This is a genomic window from Dyadobacter pollutisoli, assembly GCF_026625565.1.
GTDB classification, from domain to species: Bacteria; Bacteroidota; Bacteroidia; order Cytophagales; family Spirosomataceae; genus Dyadobacter; species Dyadobacter pollutisoli.
In genome coordinates, this window is sequence record NZ_CP112998.1 from 1,557,053 (window position 1) to 1,577,937 (window position 20,885).

A 20,885-nucleotide genomic window follows, 5' to 3' on the forward strand; every position below is an offset into this window, starting at 1 on the left:
TATTTTATTGGTTATAATTTTTTCGATTCAAACGCGGGATCAATTCCATACTGGTCCGGCGCACCAAGATGCTTACGCAGTGTCTTGCCTTCGTAATCCTGACGAAATCCAGAAGCCATCGGCTGCGCTATATCCATTCCCCAAATGGCAGCCCTATCAGCATTGGTTTTCCGATTTCCAGCTATGTAAATACTGAATAAATTCTTTTGCAAAATTACACCAAACTACTTTCCTTTGTATAGTACTTTCCCAAAGGAAAGTGAAATTAGTATTTTGGTATGGCAAAGAATAAAGTATACTGCAACTGTCTTGAGACCGTTAAGCCAGTCCGGGACACCCTTGATGTAATTAATGGAAAATGGAAGCTGCCCATAATCATCTCGATTTCTGTCGGGAATGATCGCTTTACAGACATTCAGGAAAGTATTGCTGGCATTACGCCGAAGGTATTGGCGAAGGAATTAAAGGAACTGGAAGGGCATAAGCTCATTAGCAGGACAGTAATACAGGATTACCCTGTTAAGGTTTGCTATAAAGCAGAACCCTATGCCGATACCTTAACACCTATTATTTATGCAATGAAGGATTGGGGATTAAATCACCGTGAAAAAATTTTCCGCGAATAATAAAAATGGCCGGAATTTCTTCTGCCCATGACCGGCCTTGTGCCCCCTTTCGTTTTCTTACAATTTCCCCATTAAGACCCGGGCTAATTTTGACATATCAATCATTCATAACTGTCAAACATTAGCAAATCATGTCAAAATCGGCATCACCCAAAATCCTGATCACCGGGGCAACAGGCACAATTGGTAACGAACTTACCAGCTACCTTTCATCACAAGGGCATTCATTTCGGGCCATGGTCCGCTCACGGAATAATTCCAGCGAGCTGGCCAAACTATCGGGAGCGGAAGTAGTTGACGGAGATTTTAACGATACACTATCTCTTACAAAAGCACTTGAAGGAATAGATCGGGCATTCTTGCTGACCAATTCTTCGGAGCTCGCTGAAAACCAGCAATGCGATTTTGTAGAAGCTGCCCGCAAAATGGGCGTCAGGCACATTATCAAGCTGTCTCAATGGGCGGCCAGTGTCGACTCGCCGGTTCGTTTTTTACGCTATCACGCCGTCGTGGAGAACCTGATCCGGGATTCGGGAATGGAATATACTTTTCTTCGCCCCAATCTTTTTATGCAGGGTTTGCTGGGTTTCAGAGAAACGATCCTCACGCAAGGCAGGTTTTACGGCGCTGCGGGAGATTCAAAAGTGAGTATGGTCGATATCAGGGATATCGCCCGGGCAGCTGCCTGTGCCTTGACTGAGCCAGGTCACGAAGGTAAAATATATGACCTTACAGGTCCTCAGGCACTGTCACATTACGAAATGGCTGAAGAGCTAACGATTGCGCTCGGTTTTGAGGTAAAATTCGTTGACATACCTTCGCAGGCTTTGAAAGATATGCTGCTGGGTGTAGGTTTTCCTGAGTGGCAAGCGGAGGGTTTGGTGGAGGATTATGCACATTACAAGCGTGGAGAAGCGGCTGCTGTAACTTCCGGCGTGCTGGACGCAACCGGTGCGGCTGCTGCTTCTTTCGATCAGTTTGCCAGGGACTACGCTCAGGTTTTTTTCTGACTAATGTTACAAGCAAATATTGTGTTGAGAGAAAAATTTTTAAAAAAATATATATTTGTAGGTAGTCTTTTTGTAGATATAGATAGTAGTAACTGTAAAGCTGAGGTCACTTTCTGCACATATACTTTTTTCTCAACGTTTATTAATTCCATTTGAGCCCCGCCAGATTTATCTGCGGGGATTTTTTTGTTCGATATCAGGCGCGGCATATTTTAGTATATTGTTATTGCATTCACTGAGCATCATACCATTATCTTGGCCTTTTACGATTTATCCGCGCAAGAAAGAGCAGATCAAGTGCTAGCCATTCAAAAGGAAATGGAAGGGGAACTACACCAGGGCGCTTTTCCCAAAACAAGAACCTACTTTGCAGATGAGGATACCTATATCAGAAAAGCCGCCTATTTATCGATAGGGCGGATTTATTTTGAATGGGAAGAATTACGGCCCGCGGTTGTCGGAATACTGGGGACATTGATGAATGATGATGATTTTAAGGTTCGCCAAACGGTCATCAATGCGGCCGGGGAAATCGGCAAACGGGATTTTGATGCCGTTGTTGATTTTTTTGACAAAGGTCTTTTTGATACGCATCATTCACCGCGCAATGCAGTCATCGGTTCGATCAAAAAAATGGGCGAGGTTAATCCCAGGCCTGTCCTGGAATGGTCGAAAAAGTACCTGCACCATCCCGATAAGGAAATCCGGCGGGAGATCTGTCATGGCATAGAGCTTCGCGGACGTAAATTCCCACAGGACGTGTTGCCGCTTCTCAAAGAATTGCAGCATGATCAAACCGCAAGAGTCCGCAATACATTGGTGCACGTGCTGGGACAGATCGCCTATAAAAAAGGGTGTCTGGCCATCGTGGCGGAAGATCTCAAAAGTTGGGAAAACAAATCCCTTGTTGCTGACGCCCTGGAAGAAATTATCGATGTACATGATCGTTACCGAGATTTTGCCGCGATGACGCAGCAGGAAGCGAGAGAATATATATTGGAACATTACAGCGAATAACGTCTCAATTGCCCCTCGCTAAAGTCTCATTCTCACCTTCGAAAAACACGGATCAGTTTATAGTTTTGCTTCACCACAAAAGCGGGAAAATGGATATGGACATATCCTGAATCTGTCGACGAAGACTATGGCATCATCACCTGATTTAAGAACCTGCCCGAACGGCCACCAATATTATAAGAGCTCCGACTGCCCGACTTGTCCGGTTTGTGAAGCAGGGCGTAAGCCGGAAAACGGTTTTTTAGCGCTGCTAAGCGCGCCCGCAAGACGTGCGATGGAAAATAATGGAATACTGACCGTGTTCCAGCTTTCAAAATGGACGCAAAAGGATGTGATGAAATTGCACGGAATAGGCCCGGCCTCACTGCCTGTTTTCAAGAAGGCTTTGGATGAACAAGGGCTTGGATTTGCCTCCAATTAATTAAAATAAAAGGTATATGCTTCATCGGATCATAGATAAAAAACTAGAAATTAACGCCTTACCTGGGCAGGTATGGAAGGTATTTACGGATTGTGAAATTACCCGTCAAATGGGTGGCGAGTACGTCACAGACTGGAATGCTGGCAACGCATTTGGCTGGAAAGGTAACGATGGGAACATGTATACGAATGGGAAAATACTGAAAGTGGTTCCCGAAAAACTACTAAGGCATAGCCTGTTCAACGGGGAAAAGCCTCCAAAGGAAATCTCAATCATTACTTATGAATTTCTCGAATGTGGCGGTAAAACTTTGCTCGCAGCCAGAGAGGAAATTCATCACGCCATGACTGATAAACAATATGAAGAAGCCTCACAAGGTTGGGATTATGCCTTGAACGCTGTAAAAGACCTTGCCGAAAAACTATAAATTAGAATATTCGCATGTAAGGCCTTGCCGCAAGTGGTGAAAATGGCCAGGGAATGGCAATGAGTATCAGCAGCAATGCAATACTGTAAAAAATCGTCATCGTTTTGAATTTGTCCAGGTCTGTCTCCTGCCGCTTTGCTGCAGACGAACCGATCGTGATCAGGACAATGGCAATAGACATGAGCGAGATGTGGATCATACCGAAAAACATAAACTCAAATTGCTTGATGGCCTCGCGGAAATGCGAGAGGAAATATGCAATGAAGGGACTATTAAAATATAAAATATAGCCCACCATGAGCTGTATATGGGAGAAAGTGGCAGTGATGTGCCGAACAGCGTCATCTGTTTTAGAAAAACTCGCTTTGGTAAGCCACCCTTTTGCTCCCCGATAAGTGGCATAGATCAAGCTGGCGAATACCAGCCAGCGGATAACAGAATGCAGAAAAATTAGAATCAGATACATCAGGACATTCAAAAAAACAACGCACAAAGCTAAAAGATTTGACGTCTTGAAGTTTGGTTTGATCTGATTTTTGAGATTCTAATCCAGCAAGTGGATTCATGCATGGTAGCCCTATGGCTTCACAGCCTTCTTTTTAATAGTGTCGGGCATAATGGCTCCGCCGGTCCGGATGGTTTTTTTGCTTCTTTTAACTGTGTAAGATGTCGTCGTATCGGTGCCGGGGCGTCCTGTGCTGCTGCGACCGTCGATGGTGCCGGTCGTACTGATGTTACCGTTATCATTTAGTATCGGACCGCTTTCTGCATTTGCTGAATCTTTCAGAATCGCATTCACATCGGAAGTATCAGTGCTGATCTTAGTTCTGGTAGTCTTTCTATGATAAACCTTCTGACTTTTGGAGGAGCCTGACTTTTTACCAGAAGACTGCCCAAACGAAATAGCAGGCGTTAAAAAGAGTATAAGTAAAATTAATTGGAGCGTTTTCATAGTTCCGGATTTTAGAATGGTGATCTTGACTATCTATTGTAAAATACCATTCCAGCATTACAAAGCAGCCGCGGTTTGGCGATGTTTTCTGCGAAATTCTCCGAGCGTCATGCCTCTGCTTTTTTTGAAAAAGCGGTTCAAATGACTCTCATCCGTGAACGAAAGCTCGGCCGCGATCTCATTGATGCGCATGTCGCTATGTAGCAAGCGAGTTTCAATGAGTTTAAGCCTTGACCCAATGATGTATTCCTGCATCGTTTCATTGGTTTGTTTTTTGAAGTAACGCCCCAGGTACGACTCAGAAATGCCAAAATGCTGACTGATGCGGCCAGCTTTGATCTTTTCAGGATAATAGATGTTCTGCTGAATGTATTGCAGAATGTCAAGCGCTTTCTCTTCGGTACATTCGCTAATTTGCTCGGGCAAATATTTGGCAATATTCCGGGCGACCAGAATAATCATCGTATTAACATATTGGTTGATCAGCTCCTGATTGTATAGGTCGCGGTTCACGTATTCGCGGATGATCGCCTCCACCAGCGGTCTGATAATACTTTTATCTGTCTGATTTTTAAGAATGCAACCTGGCTGGTGGTTTGCATTTTGCAGAATAAATTCAAGCCTTTGCAGCAACTCGCCTCTTTGTGAGGCGCTTACCAGAGAGGAATTGCTTTTGATATACACGTCATTAAAGCGGATGAAAAAGAACCGTGTCGTCGTCTCAATATCAAATGCATGGGTGTCTTCCGGCGTGATCAGGAACATGTGTCCCTGGTGGTACTGAAATTTATTTTGGTTAATCACCTGAATGCCGCTTCCAGAGATGATATAAACAAGTTCAAAGAAATTATGCTGGTGTTCCGCCTTAGGACATTCGTCGAGCTCCTTGTAGATAATCTCAAATGGCTGGTGCAGATTTTCTTTCATCGGGTAAAATTATACTGCATTATAGAAAATATATACTGCAAATATATGCAATTTACGGTACAATTTTACATTTTAAATAACAACATAAATCATGAAAGCAGCATTCTTAATCAAGAGCAACGAGCCATTAACAATCCGGGAAGTACCTACACCGGAGCCAGCAGAAAATGAGATTTTAATCAAATTGGCGTATTCATCATTAAATCATAGGGATGTGTGGATTCAAAAAGGCCAGTATGCAGGTCCGAAAGGTGGGCTCATCCTGGGTTCTGACGGATTTGGAACAGTGACCGGAGTTGGTAAAAATGTCGCCCCGGACTGGATCGGAAAAGCAGTGATCATAAACCCCGGCCACAACTGGGGCGATAACCCAGCTGCGTTTGGCGAGGATTTCAAAATATTAGGAAATCCTGATCCTGGTACTTTTGCGGAGTACATTGCCATAGATGAAAAATATATTCACGAAAAACCTGCCCACCTGACGGATATCGAGGCTTCGGCACTTCCACTGGCGGGAGTTACAACTTACAGGGCGCTTTTTAAAAGAGCCGCTTTGAAGGCTGGGGAGAAAATTCTGATCACTGGAATTGGTGCCGGTACTGCGCTGATTGCACTGAAATATGCAGTCGCGACAGGAGCGGAGGTGTACGTTACGTCCGGATCGCAGGATAAAATCGATACAGCTAAGGAACTCGGCGCAAAAGAGGGTTTCATTTATAAAGACCAATCATGGACGCAAAAGGCTAAGGACGTAACCGGAGGATTTGATGTAATTATGGATAGTGCGTCCGGCAGTGGCTTTGGCAGCCTCATCGACGTGGTCAGACCTGGTGGTAGGATTGTCTTTTTCGGGGGTACTAACGGTCCGATTGGCAACATTATTCCAAACAAAGTGTACTGGCGCAACATTTCGATACTCGGTACGACGATGGGCACTTTGCAGGACTTCAAAGAAATGCTTGCATTTACCGAAAAGCATAGCATCGCACCGGTGATCGATAAGGTGTATCCTAAATTGGCTGACGCTCAGGAAGCATTTGACTATATGCACCAGGGTAAGCAGTTTGGCAAAATTGTACTGACCAATCAGTAAATAATATAACCAATGGCTGCTAATGCTGCCATTGGTTACAGTTCTTAGTTTAGGTTTGTTATCGGTAAAAAAATTAAAAATCTAATGTCAATCCGTTGATTGGGCCGCGTCATTGATGCATTACTTTGAAGATCTTGACAGTACCGTCGTCCTGTTCAAAATGGATGTAGCACATTCCGATCGGGTAACTTTTCATAGGGATCGTAAAAGAAGAAGAGGTCACAGGCCTTGATAGCCTGACGTGGCCCGAGTTGCTGATCAGCCGGATGTTTTTAACCTGTTTGTTTCGGATCACAACATAAAGCATATCGTCCACGGGGTTGGGATAAACTTCGGCCCAGGAGAATTCCGGAAAATGGACTGACCGTACCCGGCTGAACGTAAAGGAATTGTCGGCGTCGACCATTTTCAATCGATAGTAATTTGTCCCTGATTCAGGCAAACTATCGGTATGCCAATAATTACGTTTAACATTACTTTCGATCGCGGCTTTTTCTGTACCAATTCTGAGCCAGTCTTTCAAATCCAGACTTCTCTCAATATCAAAATGATCGCTGTTGGATTCCATGGCCGTGCCCCACTCCAATTTTGCCAGGCTTTCCTGCTTGCTCACATCAAAATAGGCAAGTTTGACCGGCAATGGATTAGTTAGAATATCAATTTTAACATTGGCAATATTAGAGAGCTGTCCGGTTTTATCTCTGATAGTATAGGTAATCGTTACCTGACCAACAAAGTTATGAAGCGGAGAAAATTTCAGCATGCCGTCAACCTGGACTGCATTACCACTGGCAGGCTGCTCTACAATGGCGAGTGTTGCGCCATCAAAATCGGCACAGACCGTCAAGTCATTTTTTAGCACATCCAAAACAATGTCGTTATTGACAAACCCTTCGGCTGCGTCGTCAACAGCCTTCGGTGTGTGGTGTTTGATGATGATATGAATTGATTCTTGCGAAATGCAATTGTCATCATTAACACCGATCGCCTTGTAAGTACCTTCTTCGCTGACGATCAATTCCTCAGCTCCGGAGCCGATAATGAGCTCGTTATTTCTGTACCATTCGTAGCGTGAAGCCCCGGCCGATGCCGCTTTGAGACGTAGCGTGGTTTGCTTGCACATGGATACTTCCCTGGCCGGACTTTGCGCAAAGGCACAGCCGGACGCAAGAAGCATCCATGTAAGTAGGGAATGACGCATCAGTACAAGTTTTCTAAATCCCGAATCTTTTACGAATTAATTAAGCGTAATAATCGGAGTAATAGGCACGGCCAGGTTATGAAGGATCTCTTGGCTGCCAGGTATCACTGAGTTGAGCAATTTAGATGCCGTCGGCTGATAAGTTCCAGAGGTTGGCAATATGTAGCTTACAACCGCTTCATATATTCCCACATCTGTTACGTCCAGTGTCGGGCTGACCTCGCCGGTAATCAAGCTACCCCCTTTTGACCAGGCAAAGGGAGAAACAGTCACCTCATAGGTACCCAGGCCGGTTACCGCAGAAACGCTGGCGCTCAAAGTTGCATCTACGGCTTTGTCTGTACAGAAATTGGACTTGTCGGCGGTAATAGAAACCGTCAGCTTTGGCAGGACGATAATGGTGTGCTCCACTACCTCGGATAGACAACCATCCAGCACCTGAATCACCCCCAAGGAAATCGTATGTAATGTTGGAGAACTTGTTGCATCACTGAATGTATGCGTTAAAACTCCGCCGGATGCCTCGTCTAGTGTTTCAATGGTCTGCGCAGCCCCGGTTTTTATTGTCCAGATGTATTGAAGAAAATTGGAACCGGCAGCGGGTGACAATGAGAAGGGCTCCCCGTTTATGACGTAGTAGGTTCCGGCTTTGGAAACCTGGGATAGCATAGTTAATGCAAAAAGAATGCAGAGGGTAGTAAAACATTTTTTCATAAAAATGGATTTGTTTGGAGGTTTGAAAAATAAATTATTGAGGTGAACGGAAGGTGAAAATGCAATTACGGGACGAGGGCAATCGAGGGTGACGTAGGTGGTGCTATGACCGTTATGGTAACTTTCTTTCGCGGTGATGCTATGCACCCCGTGCCACTTTTTTGTGTTTCGACGTAATAGTCAACTTGGCCAGGCGTGTTGAGCCCCAGCGCTGTCCAGGTTTGCTGGGAGGACAGGAGTGTTCCCGATCGTATGTCGGTGTACCACGCATAACTGAATGTTCCTATCCCGCCGATGTTGAATTGAGGGGATAATGCTGAAAGCGCAACAGTACCAATGTTACTGCATGTGCTCACGTTGGAGGCGCCTGCCACGTCAGGTGACCTGCGCACGTCATGCACATTGATCCCATTGGCTCCAAGCCCAACACCAAGAAGCGCAATGTTGAGATCCAGCTCCACCCGGTCAAATATGACCGAATTGCCGGAGGCATCTTTTGGTGCGAAGTAAAAGGTAACGGCGTTGTCGTTTCCTCCAAGTAAAGTCAGCAGTTGAACGTCCAGCAAATCGTTGACCAATTTGGATATCCCGACCGAACTGTTACCGCTATACGCTTGCAAAGTTACGCTCGCTGCGACATTGGCGGCGAGGAAAGAACCGCTTTGAGAAAGTATCACTCTCACCGCATCGGAGGGATTCGAAACTCCATTAAAAAAGAAGGTCTGTTTGATGTGCCCCCCCAAAAGTGCTGCGCCCGTGGACACAAACGAGGATTTGGTAGTAGTCGATTCGTCAATGGCGTCGCCTGCGTTCTGAACTTCAAAACTTCCCAATGTCAAGCCAGAATGGTCTTTGGTGGTCACATTGGGTCGGCCGCAATCCACGACATTGAAAGGGTAGGGGTTCGACGTATTTGACGCAGTGGGCCCGTAGAATCCGTAATAGACCTGCAGTGAATTGGTGCCAAAAAGAATGGGAGACGAGACCGTAACCCTTACGAACTTGAATGTAGCTGTTGGCGAAACAGAAATTAAAACGGTGCCATCAGCCAAGTAGTAGGTCGAAAATGTTGACGAGACGAGGCTGACAGCATTGTTATTTTTATCATAAGCAGTCACAGCGAGCCTGCCGCCCAGCAAACTGGAATTATTATTGTTAGTCCGGAGATATACCGTTGTGGGTGATCCAGCACTGCTGGTTACCTCGCTGGGAAATTCGAGTTGGATCCATGCGCTGGAAATACCCGCGGTACTACTGGCCGTCAGTGTTGCAAAGGAATTATTGGGTTTAGGGCTTGCAAGCGTATTACGTACATTGTCGGCGCCGGTCACAGAATAGCTCCCCGTCAAACCAAGGCCAGCAGCGGTTCCATCATTGGTTTGCTTGTCTGCATACACAGCGTTGGAGGGTTGCCCCATCAACATGTCGCCAATGGTGAATCCCAAGACTAGAAGCGTCAATATAATGCGTAAGCGGGCTGCCATTAAATTTAGAGGAGGTTAAATTGCTTTATTGCAATTAATTCTACAAAACTAGCAGCGGCTTTCACTTTTCCAAATTATTTTATTTATAAAGTTAAATTTTTTCTTCCAAAAACCTTGTTTGTGGCAAAATGAACGATTAATCGGGCTAAAAATATTTTCCTAAAAATGCTTATATTGACGATTTCTAAATTATCAAAGTAGCTAAAATGGGCACAAAACAGCCAGATTTGAGAACTGTACAGGTCACGCGCTACCTGACTCCTTTGCGGGAAGGAGGGTCGCTTCCTGCGATTGTGGAGGGGGACGACGATTTTCTTTATGTTCTCAAATTTCGTGGGGCCGGCCAGGGGCCAAAGGCATTGATCGCTGAGCTGATAGGAGGGGAGCTAGCCAGGTTTCTGGGTTTTAAAATTCCTGAAATTGTTTTCGCGAACCTGGATGAAGCCTTTGGCCGAACCGAGCCGGACGAAGAAATCCAGGATCTCCTTCGCGCGAGTACAGGGTTAAATTTGGCGGTCCATTATCTGTCAGGAGCAATTACCTTTGACCCATTGGTAACCATTGTTGACTCCGGACTAGCCTCACGAATTGTATGGTTGGACACCTTTCTGACTAATGTTGACCGAACTGCGCGAAACACGAATATGCTGATGTGGCACAAAGAACTCTGGCTGATCGACCATGGGGCAGCTTTGTATTTTCATCATTCCTGGGAGAACTGGGAAGAGCAGGCAGGCAAGCCATTCGCGCAGATCAAAGATCATGTTCTTTTGCGCTATGCGTCAGAATTAGAAACTGTTAATACCGCTTTTCGTGCTGTGCTCAATGAGAGCGCCATCCAATCCATTGTATCATTAATTCCTGATGAATGGTTGGTCACCGATTCTCCGTTTAGCTCGGCCGAGGAACACCGGAATGCCTATTCAAAATTTTTAGAGACCAGGCTCTCTGTTTCAGATGTATTTATAAAAGGCGCGCAAGATGCAAGGGAATCACTTATATGAGTACGCCATTATCCGCGTTGTGCCCAGGGTGGAGCGTGAGGAGTTTTTGAATATTGGCGTCATACTGTACTGCCCCGGGCAAGGCTTCTTGCAAGCTAAGTTTGAATTAAATGAGCTGCGGCTTTCCGCCTTTGCAGCTTCGCTGGATCTGGACGAGGTGAGCCGGTATTTGCAAGCACTGGAATGCATTTGCAGAGGAAGAAAAGAAGGAGGGGCCATTGGTTCATTACCGATCTCATCCCGATTCCGGTGGCTTACAGCGACCAGGAGTACGGTGATCCAGTCATCCAAAGTTCATTCAGGTTTCTGCAAAGACCCATCTGAAACGCTGCTCAAATTATTTGATCAGCAAGTGAGATAGCCGGTCATTTGATGTTTAAAAATTGATGAACTACGTCCTTTTTTTTTTCGTGAAATTTTGACTTAGGAACCATCCATGAGTAATATAAACCATTTATTGTGAGTGACTTGATCGATGTATTTCGGATTCACCAGACGAGATTTGTGGATACGCAGAAAAAAGATTTCTTACTGCCAATACCATGTCTTCAATGACGCATTTACAAACATCGTCATCTATACTTTGAATCCTGATGAATAAATTTAGATCGCCGTGCTTATGCATCAATCCATACCACAAAGTGTTTTCCACATAATGTTGCAGCATGGACGGGAGCACAATTTCTTCTGCTTTTAGTTCATCGTCCAAAATGACGCTATATATAGTGATGACTAAGGTAGAAAACGAAGAAGAAGGTAGCAACAAAATGGTTGTAGTCCATTGAGTAAGAACTTCGAATTTTTCCAAAAAGGATAGTCGTTGCGAGTCAAACTCGGATGACCATCCCGACCATTCACCCAGTCTGCACCTGCTTCGCTACAAACGCACGCTGAAGTGAGGCTTTGATTTCTTCGTAACGAAGCGGCTTGGATACATAATCATCCATTCCCGACTGTAAACAGATTTCCCGATCTTCCTGCATGGCGTTAGCGGTCATGGCGATAATGTAAGGTTGTTGAATGGCTAATTTGCGAATAAGGCGTGTAGCTTCGAGGCCGTCCATTTCAGGCATTTGAACATCCATAAAAACAATATCAAATGATTGCAACTTTGCCTCTTCCAGAGCTTCCTTGCCGTTTCTTGCCACCTGCGTCGGGTAGCCTAGTTTGGTTAGTACCGTGACAAACAACTTCTCATTGATAGCGTTATCTTCTGCGATCAGGATTTTTAATGGGAATTCCTCGGCAAAATAAGTAGAGAGTAAGCTTTTGCCTTCTGCAGTGGACGAATCTGTGGTGACGACCTGCTTTGAAAGCTCCTTTTTAATAACATCTCCAAGTCTTTGATGTTTTACCGGTTTGGTGAGTATCGAGCAGAAAATACCTGCGTAGTTTTTTCGGGTTTCATCTCCCACTGAGCTTAACAGCACGATTGGCAGCTCATTGAACCGTTCCCGGACTTTCTGAGCAAGCTGCACACCATTCATTTCGGGCATGTTCTGATCGGTAATGACCATGTCGATCTTTTCGTTGCTGCTCAAAATTCGAAGGGCCTCTTTGCCCGAGGAAGCCAGTATTGGAATCAGATTCCAGTTTTTGAGCTGCGTTTCGATAATTCTTAAATTAGTTTTGTTATCATCGACCACTAATATCGTTTTACCCTCCGATCCAGGCCCATTCATTTCTCCCGCTAGACGGACCGAGTCTTCACTGGGCTCGGTATGGATCGTAAAATAGAAGCTCGTACCAGTAGCCACTTCACTTTCCGCATAGATATTTCCGCCCATCAGTTCCACCAAACGCTGACTGATGACCAGTCCCAGGCCAGTACCCCCATACTTACGGGTATGTGATGAATCAACTTGTGAGAATGCCTTGAACAGAAGGTTCAGCTTATCTTCCGGAATGCCTATGCCCGTGTCCTGTACTCGAAATTTCAGTTCGATTCGGTTCTTCCCTACTTTTCCGGTGTTTTCAACGCTCACCATGATCTCGCCTTGATGAGTGAACTTGATGGCATTGCCCACCAGATTGATCAAAACCTGCCGTAAACGGAGATTGTCACCCACGATCGAGGCGGGGACCTGGGGGTCTATTTGGTAAACAAGATCGAGGCCAACCTCAGCTGCTTTTCTTGAAAAAATTCCCAATACTTCTTCAATACACTCATGCAGGTCGAATGGCTTGCTTTCCAACTCCATGTTACCCGACTCTATTTTTGAAAAGTCAAGGATGTCATTGATGACAGTCAACAAGCCATCCCCGCAGCTAATAATGGTATCTGCATACTCGGCTTGTTCTTCTGTCATTTCAGTTTGGGACATGAGCAAGGCCATGCCCAGAATACCATTCATCGGAGTTCTGATTTCATGGCTCATGGTAGCCAGAAATATACTTTTGGCTTGATTGGCCTTTTCTGCTTCCTGCCTGGCTTGTTGTTCTTCGACGTGTTTCTGTTGAAGCTCGCCGTTCAGTTTGTGAAGATTGTCGGCTTGCCGTTCAAGTTCTTGTTTTTGCAAGATAACTTCTTTCGTTCTTTCCTCAACCTGATTCTGTAACGCGATTTGCTGCCTTTTTATAACTTTGATCCTGGCCCGGTATAACAAGACAATAATCAACAGGCTAAGCAGAAGACCTATAATACGGAACCACCAAGTCTTCCAGAACGGCGGGATAATATGCAGTCTCACCGAGGTTCCGGCCTCATTCCAGATACCATCGTTGTTGGATGCTTTCACACGAAACACATAATCCCCGGGATCCAGATTAGTGTAAGTAGCCCTTCTGATGGTGCCGGGATATATCCAATCCTCATCAAAACCTTCTAATTTATAGGCATATTTGTTTTTGCGTGTCAGCGTATAGTTCAGGGCCGTAAACTCGAAGGAGAGCATCAGGTCCTTGTAGGACACGGTAATGTCTTTTGCTTCAATAATATGGCTTCTGATTGGGGAATCTTTGTCCTGGGGGCTTACCGAGCGGTTGAAAATCTGAAAGTCAGTAATGAAAACAGGAGGAATAGAGCGATTATAGCGGATGCTGTCGGGATGAAAAACGTTCAGGCCGTTCTGCCCTCCAAAATACATGGTCCCAGCTTCGTTTTTATAAAAGGACATCCGGTTAAAGGAAGTACCTTGCAAGCCGTCGCTATTGTCAAAATTTTTGAATACCCTGGTCGCGGGGTTAAATGCGGAAAGGCCATTATTGGTGCTGATCCACAAAGTTCCGTGCCCATCTTCCATCATGCCCTGAATCACATCATTGGGCAATCCGTCTTTCTGGCGATAGCTGACAAACTGCCTGCGAACCCTGTCAAAAAGGTTAAGACCTCCGTTTGTGCCTATCCAAAGATTTCCTTTGCTATCATCATAAATGCAATTGACCAGATTGTTGCTGATCGTCTTCGGATCGTTTAAGTTGTTTAGAAATGAGGTAAATGTGTTGTCTTTTTCAGTGAAAAAATTCAAACCACCACCTTCCGTTCCAATCCACAAAACCCCCGCACGGTCTACGTGCATAGACAAGATCAGATTGCTGCTAATACTGCCCTTTTTCTCAGAGTCATGAATATATCGGACGTAAGACCCTTTTGCTTTGTCATAGCGAAGTAATCCATCTGAGGTTCCAATCCAAAGCGAACCTTTCAAATCATCGATAAGTGCATGAATATTGGCCGGTATGGCGTCTTTAATCTTTCCCTCTTTATTGAGGTTGCTGAAAGAATCACCGGGGCGGTTGTAAACACTGATGCCGCCCTTGTAGTTACCAATCCACATTTTCTGGTTACTATCCTCATGCAGGGATATGATATAGTTGCTTGCAATGCTCTGGCTTTTGCCCGGTTGGTGCAGATAATGTTTAAATCGATTGGTAGAACGGTCCCGCACATTGATACCGCCGCCGTCCGTTCCCAGCCACAATTTCCCCTCATGATCTTCGGTGATAGAAAGAATATTATCATTGTTGATGCCTTGCGGCTCACTAGGATTACTTCTGTAACGATTAAATTTTAAGGGCTCACGGTCCATTACGTTGACCCCGCCGCTATATGTGCCCACCCACATCGCTCCCATTTTGTCACAGAAAAGAGAGTAGATAGAGCCATTGTTAATTCCCTCGGGATTGGCCTTATTGGCGACATATTTTGTGAAACCCCCGTTTTTTTCGAGGATATTAATGCCGCCATTTCTGGTGCCGATCCAAAGTCTCTTGCTTTTATCTTCTGTGATGGAAAGAACGTCATTATGCGAAATGCTCTGCGGATCAGCTGAGCTGTGGCGATAAGCAATGAACTTACCGATATTTCTGTCCATCAGGTTCAGCCCACCACCTTCCGTTGCGATCCAAAGATTATTTTTCGAATCTTCGTAGATGCTATTGAGTTGGTTATTGCTGATGGAAGCCGGGTCGGCGGGATCATGGACATAATGGATAAAACGGTCGGAGTCCGTATCCAGCATGTCCAAGCCTTTCTCTTTGCTTCCTGCCCAAACCGTACCCGACTTATCAACCAATACACAGGTAATGGAATTGCTCGCAAGGCTCCCGGTATTCTTCGGGTCATGCACATACCTGCGAAAAGTTTTTTTTGTCGTGTCGTAATAATTCAGTCCACCGCCGTCGGTCCCAATCCAAAGATTTCCCTTCAAATCCTGGGCAATGGATAACACGTTATTGCTGCCGATGCTTGTCATTTTTTTGGGATCGTGACGGAAGTTTTCGAACTGGTTTGTCTGATAATTATAACAGCTTATACCTCCATCATCCGTACCGACCCAAAGTCCGCCGTTTCTATCGGCGAATACCACGTGGACATAGCTGTGTCCCAGACTACCAGCATTGCCTGGTTCATTGTGATAAACCATAAACCTGTATCCATCGTACATGTTCAGACCGTCCTGTGTTCCAAACCACATGAATCCACGGCGGTCCGCAGCGATACTGGTCACATTATTCTGTGAAAGGCCTTGATTGGTGGTCAGGTGGCGGAATGGCCTGTTTTTTTCTTGCGCTTGAAGAAAGTTGATAGAGAACAAAAGAAAAATAACCGAGACGAGAGATACTTTCATTTTACATTTAACCAAATAAAGTATTACTTAACTTTTGTCAATTTGCAATTAGATTTAACTGCTTTTTGACTTGTTATAGTAACTACTTCTACATTATCTATTAAATGTAGAAAAAAAAATTATTTTTCTGCAATTTTATAGTGGAGAGGTTTGCGGATGGTTTATAATAAAATTCTTACGCTCAATATATAATGGAGTTTATTATAATAGATGACAGTGTATTTGACTTATTTACTCAGGAGAAACTGCTTTTAAAAAGTGGGTTGGCGAAAACTGTCCGTCCATTCAATTCGGCTTCCGATGCAATGGAGTATTTGAAATTGTCTGACGAAACATTTCCTGAGACGGTGATCCTGCTCGATTTACAGATGCCGGGTATTAATGGTTTCGAATTTACCGTACATTACGCGTCATTACCTGCCAGTCTAAGGGACAAGGTCAAATTGTTTATGATATCCTCGACGGTGGATATCGTGGATATTGAAGAAGCAAGTTCCAATCCTCACATTATCGAGCTGTTGTCGAAGCCTCTGGAAATAACTCTCTTGAGAGAGTTGTTGGCAAAATAAAATGGAGGGTACAATATTTCATCATTGGAAGCTGGCATAGTATTTAGAGTGCAAAAACACATCATATCCGGCTACTATGCAATATCCTGTATCTACCTATCGCCTACAATTCCACAAAGATTTTTCGTTTGCAGATTTTGAGTCACTGATACCCTATTTTCGAAAACTGGGCGTCGGGACGATTTATGCCTCGCCGATTTTTGCTGCCACCGCAGGAAGCACACATGGCTATGATGGTATCGATCCGAGCCGCATTGATTCGGAGTTGGGTACATTGGAGCAGTTTCGGGAGCTCAGTAAAGAGCTGAAAAAAAGTAACATAGGATGGTTGCAGGATATTGTACCCAATCACATGGCCTATCATCACGAAAATCAATGGCTCATGGATGTACTGGAAAAGGGTGGGCTGTCTGTGTACGCTCCTTTTTTTGATATCAGCCTGAACAGCCAGTTTTTTCATGGCAAGATAATGGCCCCGTTTCTGGGAAAAGAACTGAATGATGCCATCCAAACAGGGGAGATTGCCTTAAAGTATAACGACCACAGATTGACCCTGGATTTTGGGAGTTCCTCTTTTCCAGTCAATTTGCGCTCGTATTTGACAGTACTGAATTTGAGCGGAGCCGGACAGCCACAATCAGCTCATCAGCTGGTGAATCTGCTGAAAGAAATACACGAAACAGAAGATCCAAAAACATATGCCAGCCAATGGAACGAGTTTCTGCTGCAACTTTCGGCATTGAACCGGAACAAATCCTTTCAAACTTTTTTTAAGAATGCCCTTGATCAGATTAATGCAAACAAAGTCCTGCTGACGCAGCTGGCCGACCAGCAGGAATACCTGCTCTGCGATTGGAGAAAAAGCGAGCAGGAGATTAATTTTCGACGATTTTTTACAGTTAACAGCCTGATATGCCTCAATATGCAGGACGATTCGGTCTGGGAGAAGTACCATCAATTTGTCCATCTTTTACTGGACGAAGGTATTGTCCAGGGGTTGAGGATCGATCACATTGACGGTCTTTACAATCCAGCCAATTACCTTGAAAAAATCAGGGAACTGGCAGGAAAGGATACTTATATTGTTGTTGAAAAAATACTTGAAAAAAACGAGAAGCTTCCCGCGAACTGGCCTGTTGAAGGAACATCGGGTTATGAATTTTTAGCGGTACTCAATAACGTATTTACCAATAGCGCCGCCGAAGAAGCATTTACGGACTATTATCAAGATTTGATTCAAAATGAGGATCCCATTCGAATTCATTTGCTTAGAAAAAAGGCCGAGATTCTCTACGAGCATATGGGTGGAGAGCTGGAAAACCTGTATGGTCTTTTTGTGGAGCTCGAATTAACGGAGGGCAAAGAGCTTGAAATAGTTGACAAAAATAATCTCAAAAAGGCTATTGGTGAATTTTTGATTCACTGCCCGGTGTACCGCTACTATGGAACAACCATGCCGCTGCCCGAAGCAGAAAATGCCGCCGTTGGTAAAATTCTGGATGAAGTTGCCGCAAGCCATAGCGAGCTTTCGGGTGCGGTGGCATTATTATCGAAATCCTTGCTTGAAAAACCTTCATCGGCTGACGAGGCATACCGGTCAAAAGCGCTGGCATTTTATCAGCGCCTGATGCAATTTTCCGGTCCCTTAATGGCCAAAGGCGGTGAGGACACATTAATGTATACCTATTATCGTTTCATCGGCCATAATGAAGTCGGCGATTTTCCAGACCGGTTTGGGGTACCGGTCAAAGATTTTCATACCTATATGCGCACGCGCAGCAATGAATGGCCGTTTGCGCTCAGCACGACCTCCACGCATGACACCAAGCGGGGCGAAGATGTACGGGCGAGATTAAATGTATTGACCGACTTGCCCCGACAGTGGCTTGACCAGGTAAGTAAATGGAGAAACCTTAACAGCCCATTAAAAGAAGGCAAAGCAGGGCCGGACGACAATGATGAATACCTGATATACCAGACATTGACAGGTGCATATCCGATGCCTGGCGAGGGAAGCGATGATTTTCCTCAAAGGCTAAGTAATTACCTGGAAAAGGCCATCAGAGAGGCAAAAGAACAAAGTAGCTGGGCGGAACCCGACTACGAATATGAGCAAAATGTTAAGGGTTTTGCCGCGCAGTTACTCAACGAGGAAGGTGATTTCTGGCAAAATTTCTCCTCTTTCCACGCAAAAATATCAGACTATGGGATTGTGAACTCGTTGGCGCAGCTAATTCTTAAATTTACCTGCCCAGGAGTACCGGATGTGTATCAGGGCTGTGAATTGTGGGATTTTAGTCTGGTCGATCCCGATAACCGAAGACCGGTCGATTATAATTTAAGGGAAGCATCACTGAAAGAATTTGAGGAAAGGGACGTCGAGGTCTTATTGGAAAACCTTTGGCTGAACCGAAACGATGCAAAAGTGAAATTGTGGTTGACCAGCGCTTTATACCGCCTCAGAAGGGATAACCCTTTACTATTCACTCAGGGTGACTATATCGCTCTTAAAACACGCGGCATCTATAAGGACCACTTGCTTGCTTTTGCCAGAAAGTATAAAAAGGATTTTTATGTGGTGGTGGTCCCGCTCCACACTGCGCAACTTTGCGAACAGCAGAGTGAAGCATTTTTGGATCTGGACTGGAAGGATACAACCGTTATCCTTCCTGATAATCTTTCCTCGGACTGGCTCAATGTTTTGACCGAAAGAAATGGGAAGTTCCCTGGAAAATTTCATCCCCAGGAACTATTTACCCACTTACCAGTTGCCATTTTAAAAGGTTCCCGGCTTGACAGCGGGCGAAAAGCTGGCGTTTTAATGCACATTACTTCTTTGCCCTCGCCGTTTGGAATAGGCGATATGGGTCCCGAAGCCTTTGCATTTGCAGATTTTCTTGAAAAAGGCAATCAGAGGTTATGGCAGATACTCCCGCTGAACCCGATTGAAGAAGCACAGGGAAATTCACCATACAGCGCTTTGTGCAGCCGGGCCGGAAACCCGCTCTTGATCAGTCCGGAAGAACTCATGAAGGATGACCTGCTGTCAGCCAAAACACTGTCACAATACTACCTTCCGCAAACCGGGCATGTAAGTTTTTCAAAAGCTCAGCATGTGAAAGCCGAGCTTTTGAAAATGGCATACGAAACATTTGATCAAAACGCTAATAATGCTGACAGAGCCGATTTTGAAGGCTTTTGTACAAAAAATTCCGAATGGCTTGGGGACTTTGCACTTTATATGGTGCTGAAAGAAAAACATGGAAGCCAGCCTTGGTACGAATGGCCCGAGCCATTCAGGCTAAGGGATGATAATGCATTGCAAACAGTGTTAAAGACAGAAGCTGATGGCATTCGCTACATTCAATGGCAGCAATATATATTTGACAAGCAATGGAAAAAGTTGCGCGCTTACTGTAATGGTTTGAATATAGGCCTGCTGGGAGATATTCCATTCTATGTGAGTTATGATTCATCAGATGTCTGGTCCAACCGGGAGCTCTTTTGCGTCGATGAGAAAGGCAGGATCACGGGTGTTGCCGGGGTTCCGCCGGACGCTTTTTCTGATGACGGCCAGCTTTGGGGTATGCCGGTATTTAACTGGGAAGCCCTCCAAGCACAGGATTACCAATGGTGGGTGGCGCGGCTCGCTAAAAATATCGAGCTTTTTGACCTGATAAGACTGGATCATTTTCGCGCCTTTGCCGATTACTGGCAGGTACCGGGCGGAGAAAAAACTGCTGTCAATGGCGAGTGGAAACTGGGGCCGGACGAGGCATTTTTTACGAAAATGCACGAAACATTCGGTAACCTTCCCTTCATTGCGGAGGATTTGGGTGAAGTAAGTCCTGAGGTGTTTAAGCTCAGAGATAAATTCTCACTGCCTGGCATGAAGGTACTGCAATTTGCATTTGACGAAAATATGCCGCAATCAGATCACATTGCCCACAATTTCTCCCCCAATTTCATCGCCTATACGGGTACTCATGACAATAATACGGTAAAAGGGTGGTTCCGTCAATCCACAGAGGATGCCCTGCGGTCCCGCATCGAAAACTACGTCGGCCACGACATAAATGAGGAGAATGTTTGCGAAGCATTGGCAAGACTTACTTACGGATCGGTCGCCAAGACCGCGATTCTTCCTATTCAGGATGTATTGAATTTGGATGAAACATCGAAAATGAACAGCCCCGGCACGCACGGCGACAATTGGGCGTGGCGCCTCTTGCCGGGACAGATCGACGACAAAGCCGCACAATTTCTGGCCAATCTGACCGTGCTTTTTAACCGCGATTAGGCGATCCGTGGTCTTTTGTCGATATTGACCGCGGCATTCATGGAATGATCTGGCAGAGATGCCATTATATT

General features: G+C 45.1%; 19 protein-coding genes. 10 read left to right on the forward strand and 9 right to left on the reverse strand.

Annotated elements, in window-relative coordinates:
* Nucleotides 1-11: 11 nt before the first annotated feature.
* A complete protein-coding gene (locus ON006_RS06450; RefSeq protein WP_244819303.1) occupies nt 12-212 on the reverse strand; it encodes a hypothetical protein in 201 nt (66 codons plus the stop codon).
* A gap of 66 nt (nt 213-278) precedes the next feature.
* Here ON006_RS06450 and ON006_RS06455 point away from each other — a divergent pair, with 66 nt between their 5' ends.
* The 5 genes from ON006_RS06455 (at nt 279) to ON006_RS06475 (ending at nt 3,501) form a co-directional block, all read left to right on the forward strand.
* Nucleotides 279-626: a winged helix-turn-helix transcriptional regulator gene (locus ON006_RS06455; RefSeq protein WP_244819302.1), complete on the forward strand. Its 348-nt coding sequence runs from the start codon at nt 279-281 to the stop codon at nt 624-626.
* 131 nt (nt 627-757) lie between these two features.
* Nucleotides 758-1,636, forward strand: a complete 879-nt coding sequence (locus ON006_RS06460) for an SDR family oxidoreductase (protein WP_244819301.1) — start codon at nt 758-760, stop codon at nt 1,634-1,636.
* Between the two features lie 318 nt (nt 1,637-1,954).
* Nucleotides 1,955-2,653 carry a HEAT repeat domain-containing protein gene (locus ON006_RS06465; protein WP_244819300.1) on the forward strand — a complete coding sequence of 233 codons (699 nt, stop codon included), beginning with the start codon at nt 1,955-1,957 and terminating at the stop codon, nt 2,651-2,653.
* Nucleotides 2,654-2,780: 127 nt separating this feature from the next.
* Complete coding sequence (locus tag ON006_RS06470; protein WP_244819299.1) at nt 2,781-3,074, forward strand: RNA polymerase alpha subunit C-terminal domain-containing protein; 294 nt, start codon at nt 2,781-2,783, stop codon at nt 3,072-3,074.
* A gap of 16 nt (nt 3,075-3,090) precedes the next feature.
* Entirely contained in the window at nt 3,091-3,501 is a 411-nt protein-coding gene (locus tag ON006_RS06475) for an SRPBCC family protein (protein WP_244819298.1), read from the forward strand.
* A gap of 1 nt (nt 3,502) precedes the next feature.
* Here ON006_RS06475 and ON006_RS06480 read toward each other — a convergent pair whose 3' ends face one another.
* The 3 genes from ON006_RS06480 to ON006_RS06490 form a co-directional block, all read right to left on the reverse strand.
* Nucleotides 3,503-3,967, reverse strand: coding sequence for a hypothetical protein (locus ON006_RS06480; protein ID WP_244819297.1), 465 nt, complete (start codon nt 3,965-3,967; stop codon nt 3,503-3,505).
* A 111-nt stretch (nt 3,968-4,078) separates the two neighbouring features.
* Complete coding sequence (locus ON006_RS06485) at nt 4,079-4,453, reverse strand: hypothetical protein (protein ID WP_244819296.1); 375 nt, start codon at nt 4,451-4,453, stop codon at nt 4,079-4,081.
* A 57-nt stretch (nt 4,454-4,510) separates the two neighbouring features.
* Entirely contained in the window at nt 4,511-5,380 is an 870-nt protein-coding gene (locus tag ON006_RS06490; RefSeq protein WP_244819295.1) for an AraC family transcriptional regulator, read from the reverse strand.
* Nucleotides 5,381-5,471: 91 nt separating this feature from the next.
* Here ON006_RS06490 and ON006_RS06495 point away from each other — a divergent pair, with 91 nt between their 5' ends.
* A complete protein-coding gene (locus ON006_RS06495; RefSeq protein WP_244819294.1) occupies nt 5,472-6,473 on the forward strand; it encodes a quinone oxidoreductase family protein in 1,002 nt (333 codons plus the stop codon).
* A 109-nt stretch (nt 6,474-6,582) separates the two neighbouring features.
* Here ON006_RS06495 and ON006_RS06500 read toward each other — a convergent pair whose 3' ends face one another.
* The 3 genes from ON006_RS06500 to ON006_RS06510 all read right to left on the reverse strand — a co-directional run bounded on the left by ON006_RS06500 (nt 6,583) and on the right by ON006_RS06510 (nt 9,872).
* On the reverse strand, nt 6,583-7,674 hold the full coding sequence (locus ON006_RS06500) for an Ig-like domain-containing protein (protein WP_244819293.1): 1,092 nt from the start codon (nt 7,672-7,674) through the stop codon (nt 6,583-6,585).
* Nucleotides 7,675-7,710: 36 nt separating this feature from the next.
* The gene (locus ON006_RS06505; RefSeq protein ID WP_244819292.1) at nt 7,711-8,388 is read right to left on the reverse strand and encodes a hypothetical protein; all 678 of its coding nucleotides are present in this window, start codon (nt 8,386-8,388) and stop codon (nt 7,711-7,713) included.
* Between the two features lie 65 nt (nt 8,389-8,453).
* Entirely contained in the window at nt 8,454-9,872 is a 1,419-nt protein-coding gene (locus ON006_RS06510; protein WP_244819291.1) for an immunoglobulin domain-containing protein, read from the reverse strand.
* A gap of 206 nt (nt 9,873-10,078) precedes the next feature.
* Here ON006_RS06510 and ON006_RS06515 point away from each other — a divergent pair, with 206 nt between their 5' ends.
* Both ON006_RS06515 and ON006_RS06520 read left to right on the forward strand, forming a co-directional pair.
* Nucleotides 10,079-10,876 carry a HipA family kinase gene (locus tag ON006_RS06515; RefSeq protein WP_244819290.1) on the forward strand — a complete coding sequence of 266 codons (798 nt, stop codon included), beginning with the start codon at nt 10,079-10,081 and terminating at the stop codon, nt 10,874-10,876.
* Entirely contained in the window at nt 10,854-11,237 is a 384-nt protein-coding gene (locus ON006_RS06520) for a DUF3037 domain-containing protein (protein WP_244819289.1), read from the forward strand. Before ON006_RS06515 ends, ON006_RS06520 begins: the two co-directional genes overlap by 23 nt.
* A 62-nt stretch (nt 11,238-11,299) precedes the next feature.
* Here ON006_RS06520 and ON006_RS06525 read toward each other — a convergent pair whose 3' ends face one another.
* Together ON006_RS06525 and ON006_RS06530 are read right to left on the reverse strand one after the other, a co-directional pair.
* Entirely contained in the window at nt 11,300-11,401 is a 102-nt protein-coding gene (locus tag ON006_RS06525; RefSeq protein ID WP_310590306.1) for a LytTR family transcriptional regulator DNA-binding domain-containing protein, read from the reverse strand.
* Nucleotides 11,402-11,730: 329 nt separating this feature from the next.
* Nucleotides 11,731-15,945 carry a hybrid sensor histidine kinase/response regulator gene (locus ON006_RS06530; RefSeq protein ID WP_244819288.1) on the reverse strand — a complete coding sequence of 1,405 codons (4,215 nt, stop codon included), beginning with the start codon at nt 15,943-15,945 and terminating at the stop codon, nt 11,731-11,733.
* Between the two features lie 191 nt (nt 15,946-16,136).
* On the opposite strand from ON006_RS06530, the gene ON006_RS06535 reads away from it, so the two are divergent.
* Together ON006_RS06535 and treY are read left to right on the forward strand one after the other, a co-directional pair.
* Nucleotides 16,137-16,514, forward strand: coding sequence for a response regulator (locus tag ON006_RS06535; protein WP_244819287.1), 378 nt, complete (start codon nt 16,137-16,139; stop codon nt 16,512-16,514).
* A gap of 76 nt (nt 16,515-16,590) precedes the next feature.
* Complete coding sequence (treY, locus tag ON006_RS06540; RefSeq protein ID WP_244819286.1) at nt 16,591-20,814, forward strand: malto-oligosyltrehalose synthase; 4,224 nt, start codon at nt 16,591-16,593, stop codon at nt 20,812-20,814.
* Nucleotides 20,815-20,885: the final 71 nt, after the last annotated feature.

Coding starts and splice junctions, on each gene's coding strand:
- ON006_RS06455 (WP_244819302.1), top strand. CDS start 279: ATGGCAAAGAATAAAGTATACTGCAACTGTCTTGAGACCGTTAAGCCA.
- ON006_RS06460 (WP_244819301.1), top strand. CDS start 758: ATGTCAAAATCGGCATCACCCAAAATCCTGATCACCGGGGCAACAGGC.
- ON006_RS06465 (WP_244819300.1), top strand. CDS start 1,955: ATGGAAGGGGAACTACACCAGGGCGCTTTTCCCAAAACAAGAACCTAC.
- ON006_RS06470 (WP_244819299.1), top strand. CDS start 2,781: ATGGCATCATCACCTGATTTAAGAACCTGCCCGAACGGCCACCAATAT.
- ON006_RS06475 (WP_244819298.1), top strand. CDS start 3,091: ATGCTTCATCGGATCATAGATAAAAAACTAGAAATTAACGCCTTACCT.
- ON006_RS06480 (WP_244819297.1), bottom strand. CDS start 3,967: ATGTATCTGATTCTAATTTTTCTGCATTCTGTTATCCGCTGGCTGGTA.
- ON006_RS06485 (WP_244819296.1), bottom strand. CDS start 4,453: ATGAAAACGCTCCAATTAATTTTACTTATACTCTTTTTAACGCCTGCT.
- ON006_RS06490 (WP_244819295.1), bottom strand. CDS start 5,380: ATGAAAGAAAATCTGCACCAGCCATTTGAGATTATCTACAAGGAGCTC.
- ON006_RS06495 (WP_244819294.1), top strand. CDS start 5,472: ATGAAAGCAGCATTCTTAATCAAGAGCAACGAGCCATTAACAATCCGG.
- ON006_RS06500 (WP_244819293.1), bottom strand. CDS start 7,674: ATGCGTCATTCCCTACTTACATGGATGCTTCTTGCGTCCGGCTGTGCC.
- ON006_RS06505 (WP_244819292.1), bottom strand. CDS start 8,388: ATGAAAAAATGTTTTACTACCCTCTGCATTCTTTTTGCATTAACTATG.
- ON006_RS06510 (WP_244819291.1), bottom strand. CDS start 9,872: ATGGCAGCCCGCTTACGCATTATATTGACGCTTCTAGTCTTGGGATTC.
- ON006_RS06515 (WP_244819290.1), top strand. CDS start 10,079: ATGGGCACAAAACAGCCAGATTTGAGAACTGTACAGGTCACGCGCTAC.
- ON006_RS06520 (WP_244819289.1), top strand. CDS start 10,854: ATGCAAGGGAATCACTTATATGAGTACGCCATTATCCGCGTTGTGCCC.
- ON006_RS06530 (WP_244819288.1), bottom strand. CDS start 15,945: ATGAAAGTATCTCTCGTCTCGGTTATTTTTCTTTTGTTCTCTATCAAC.
- ON006_RS06535 (WP_244819287.1), top strand. CDS start 16,137: ATGGAGTTTATTATAATAGATGACAGTGTATTTGACTTATTTACTCAG.
- treY (WP_244819286.1), top strand. CDS start 16,591: ATGCAATATCCTGTATCTACCTATCGCCTACAATTCCACAAAGATTTT.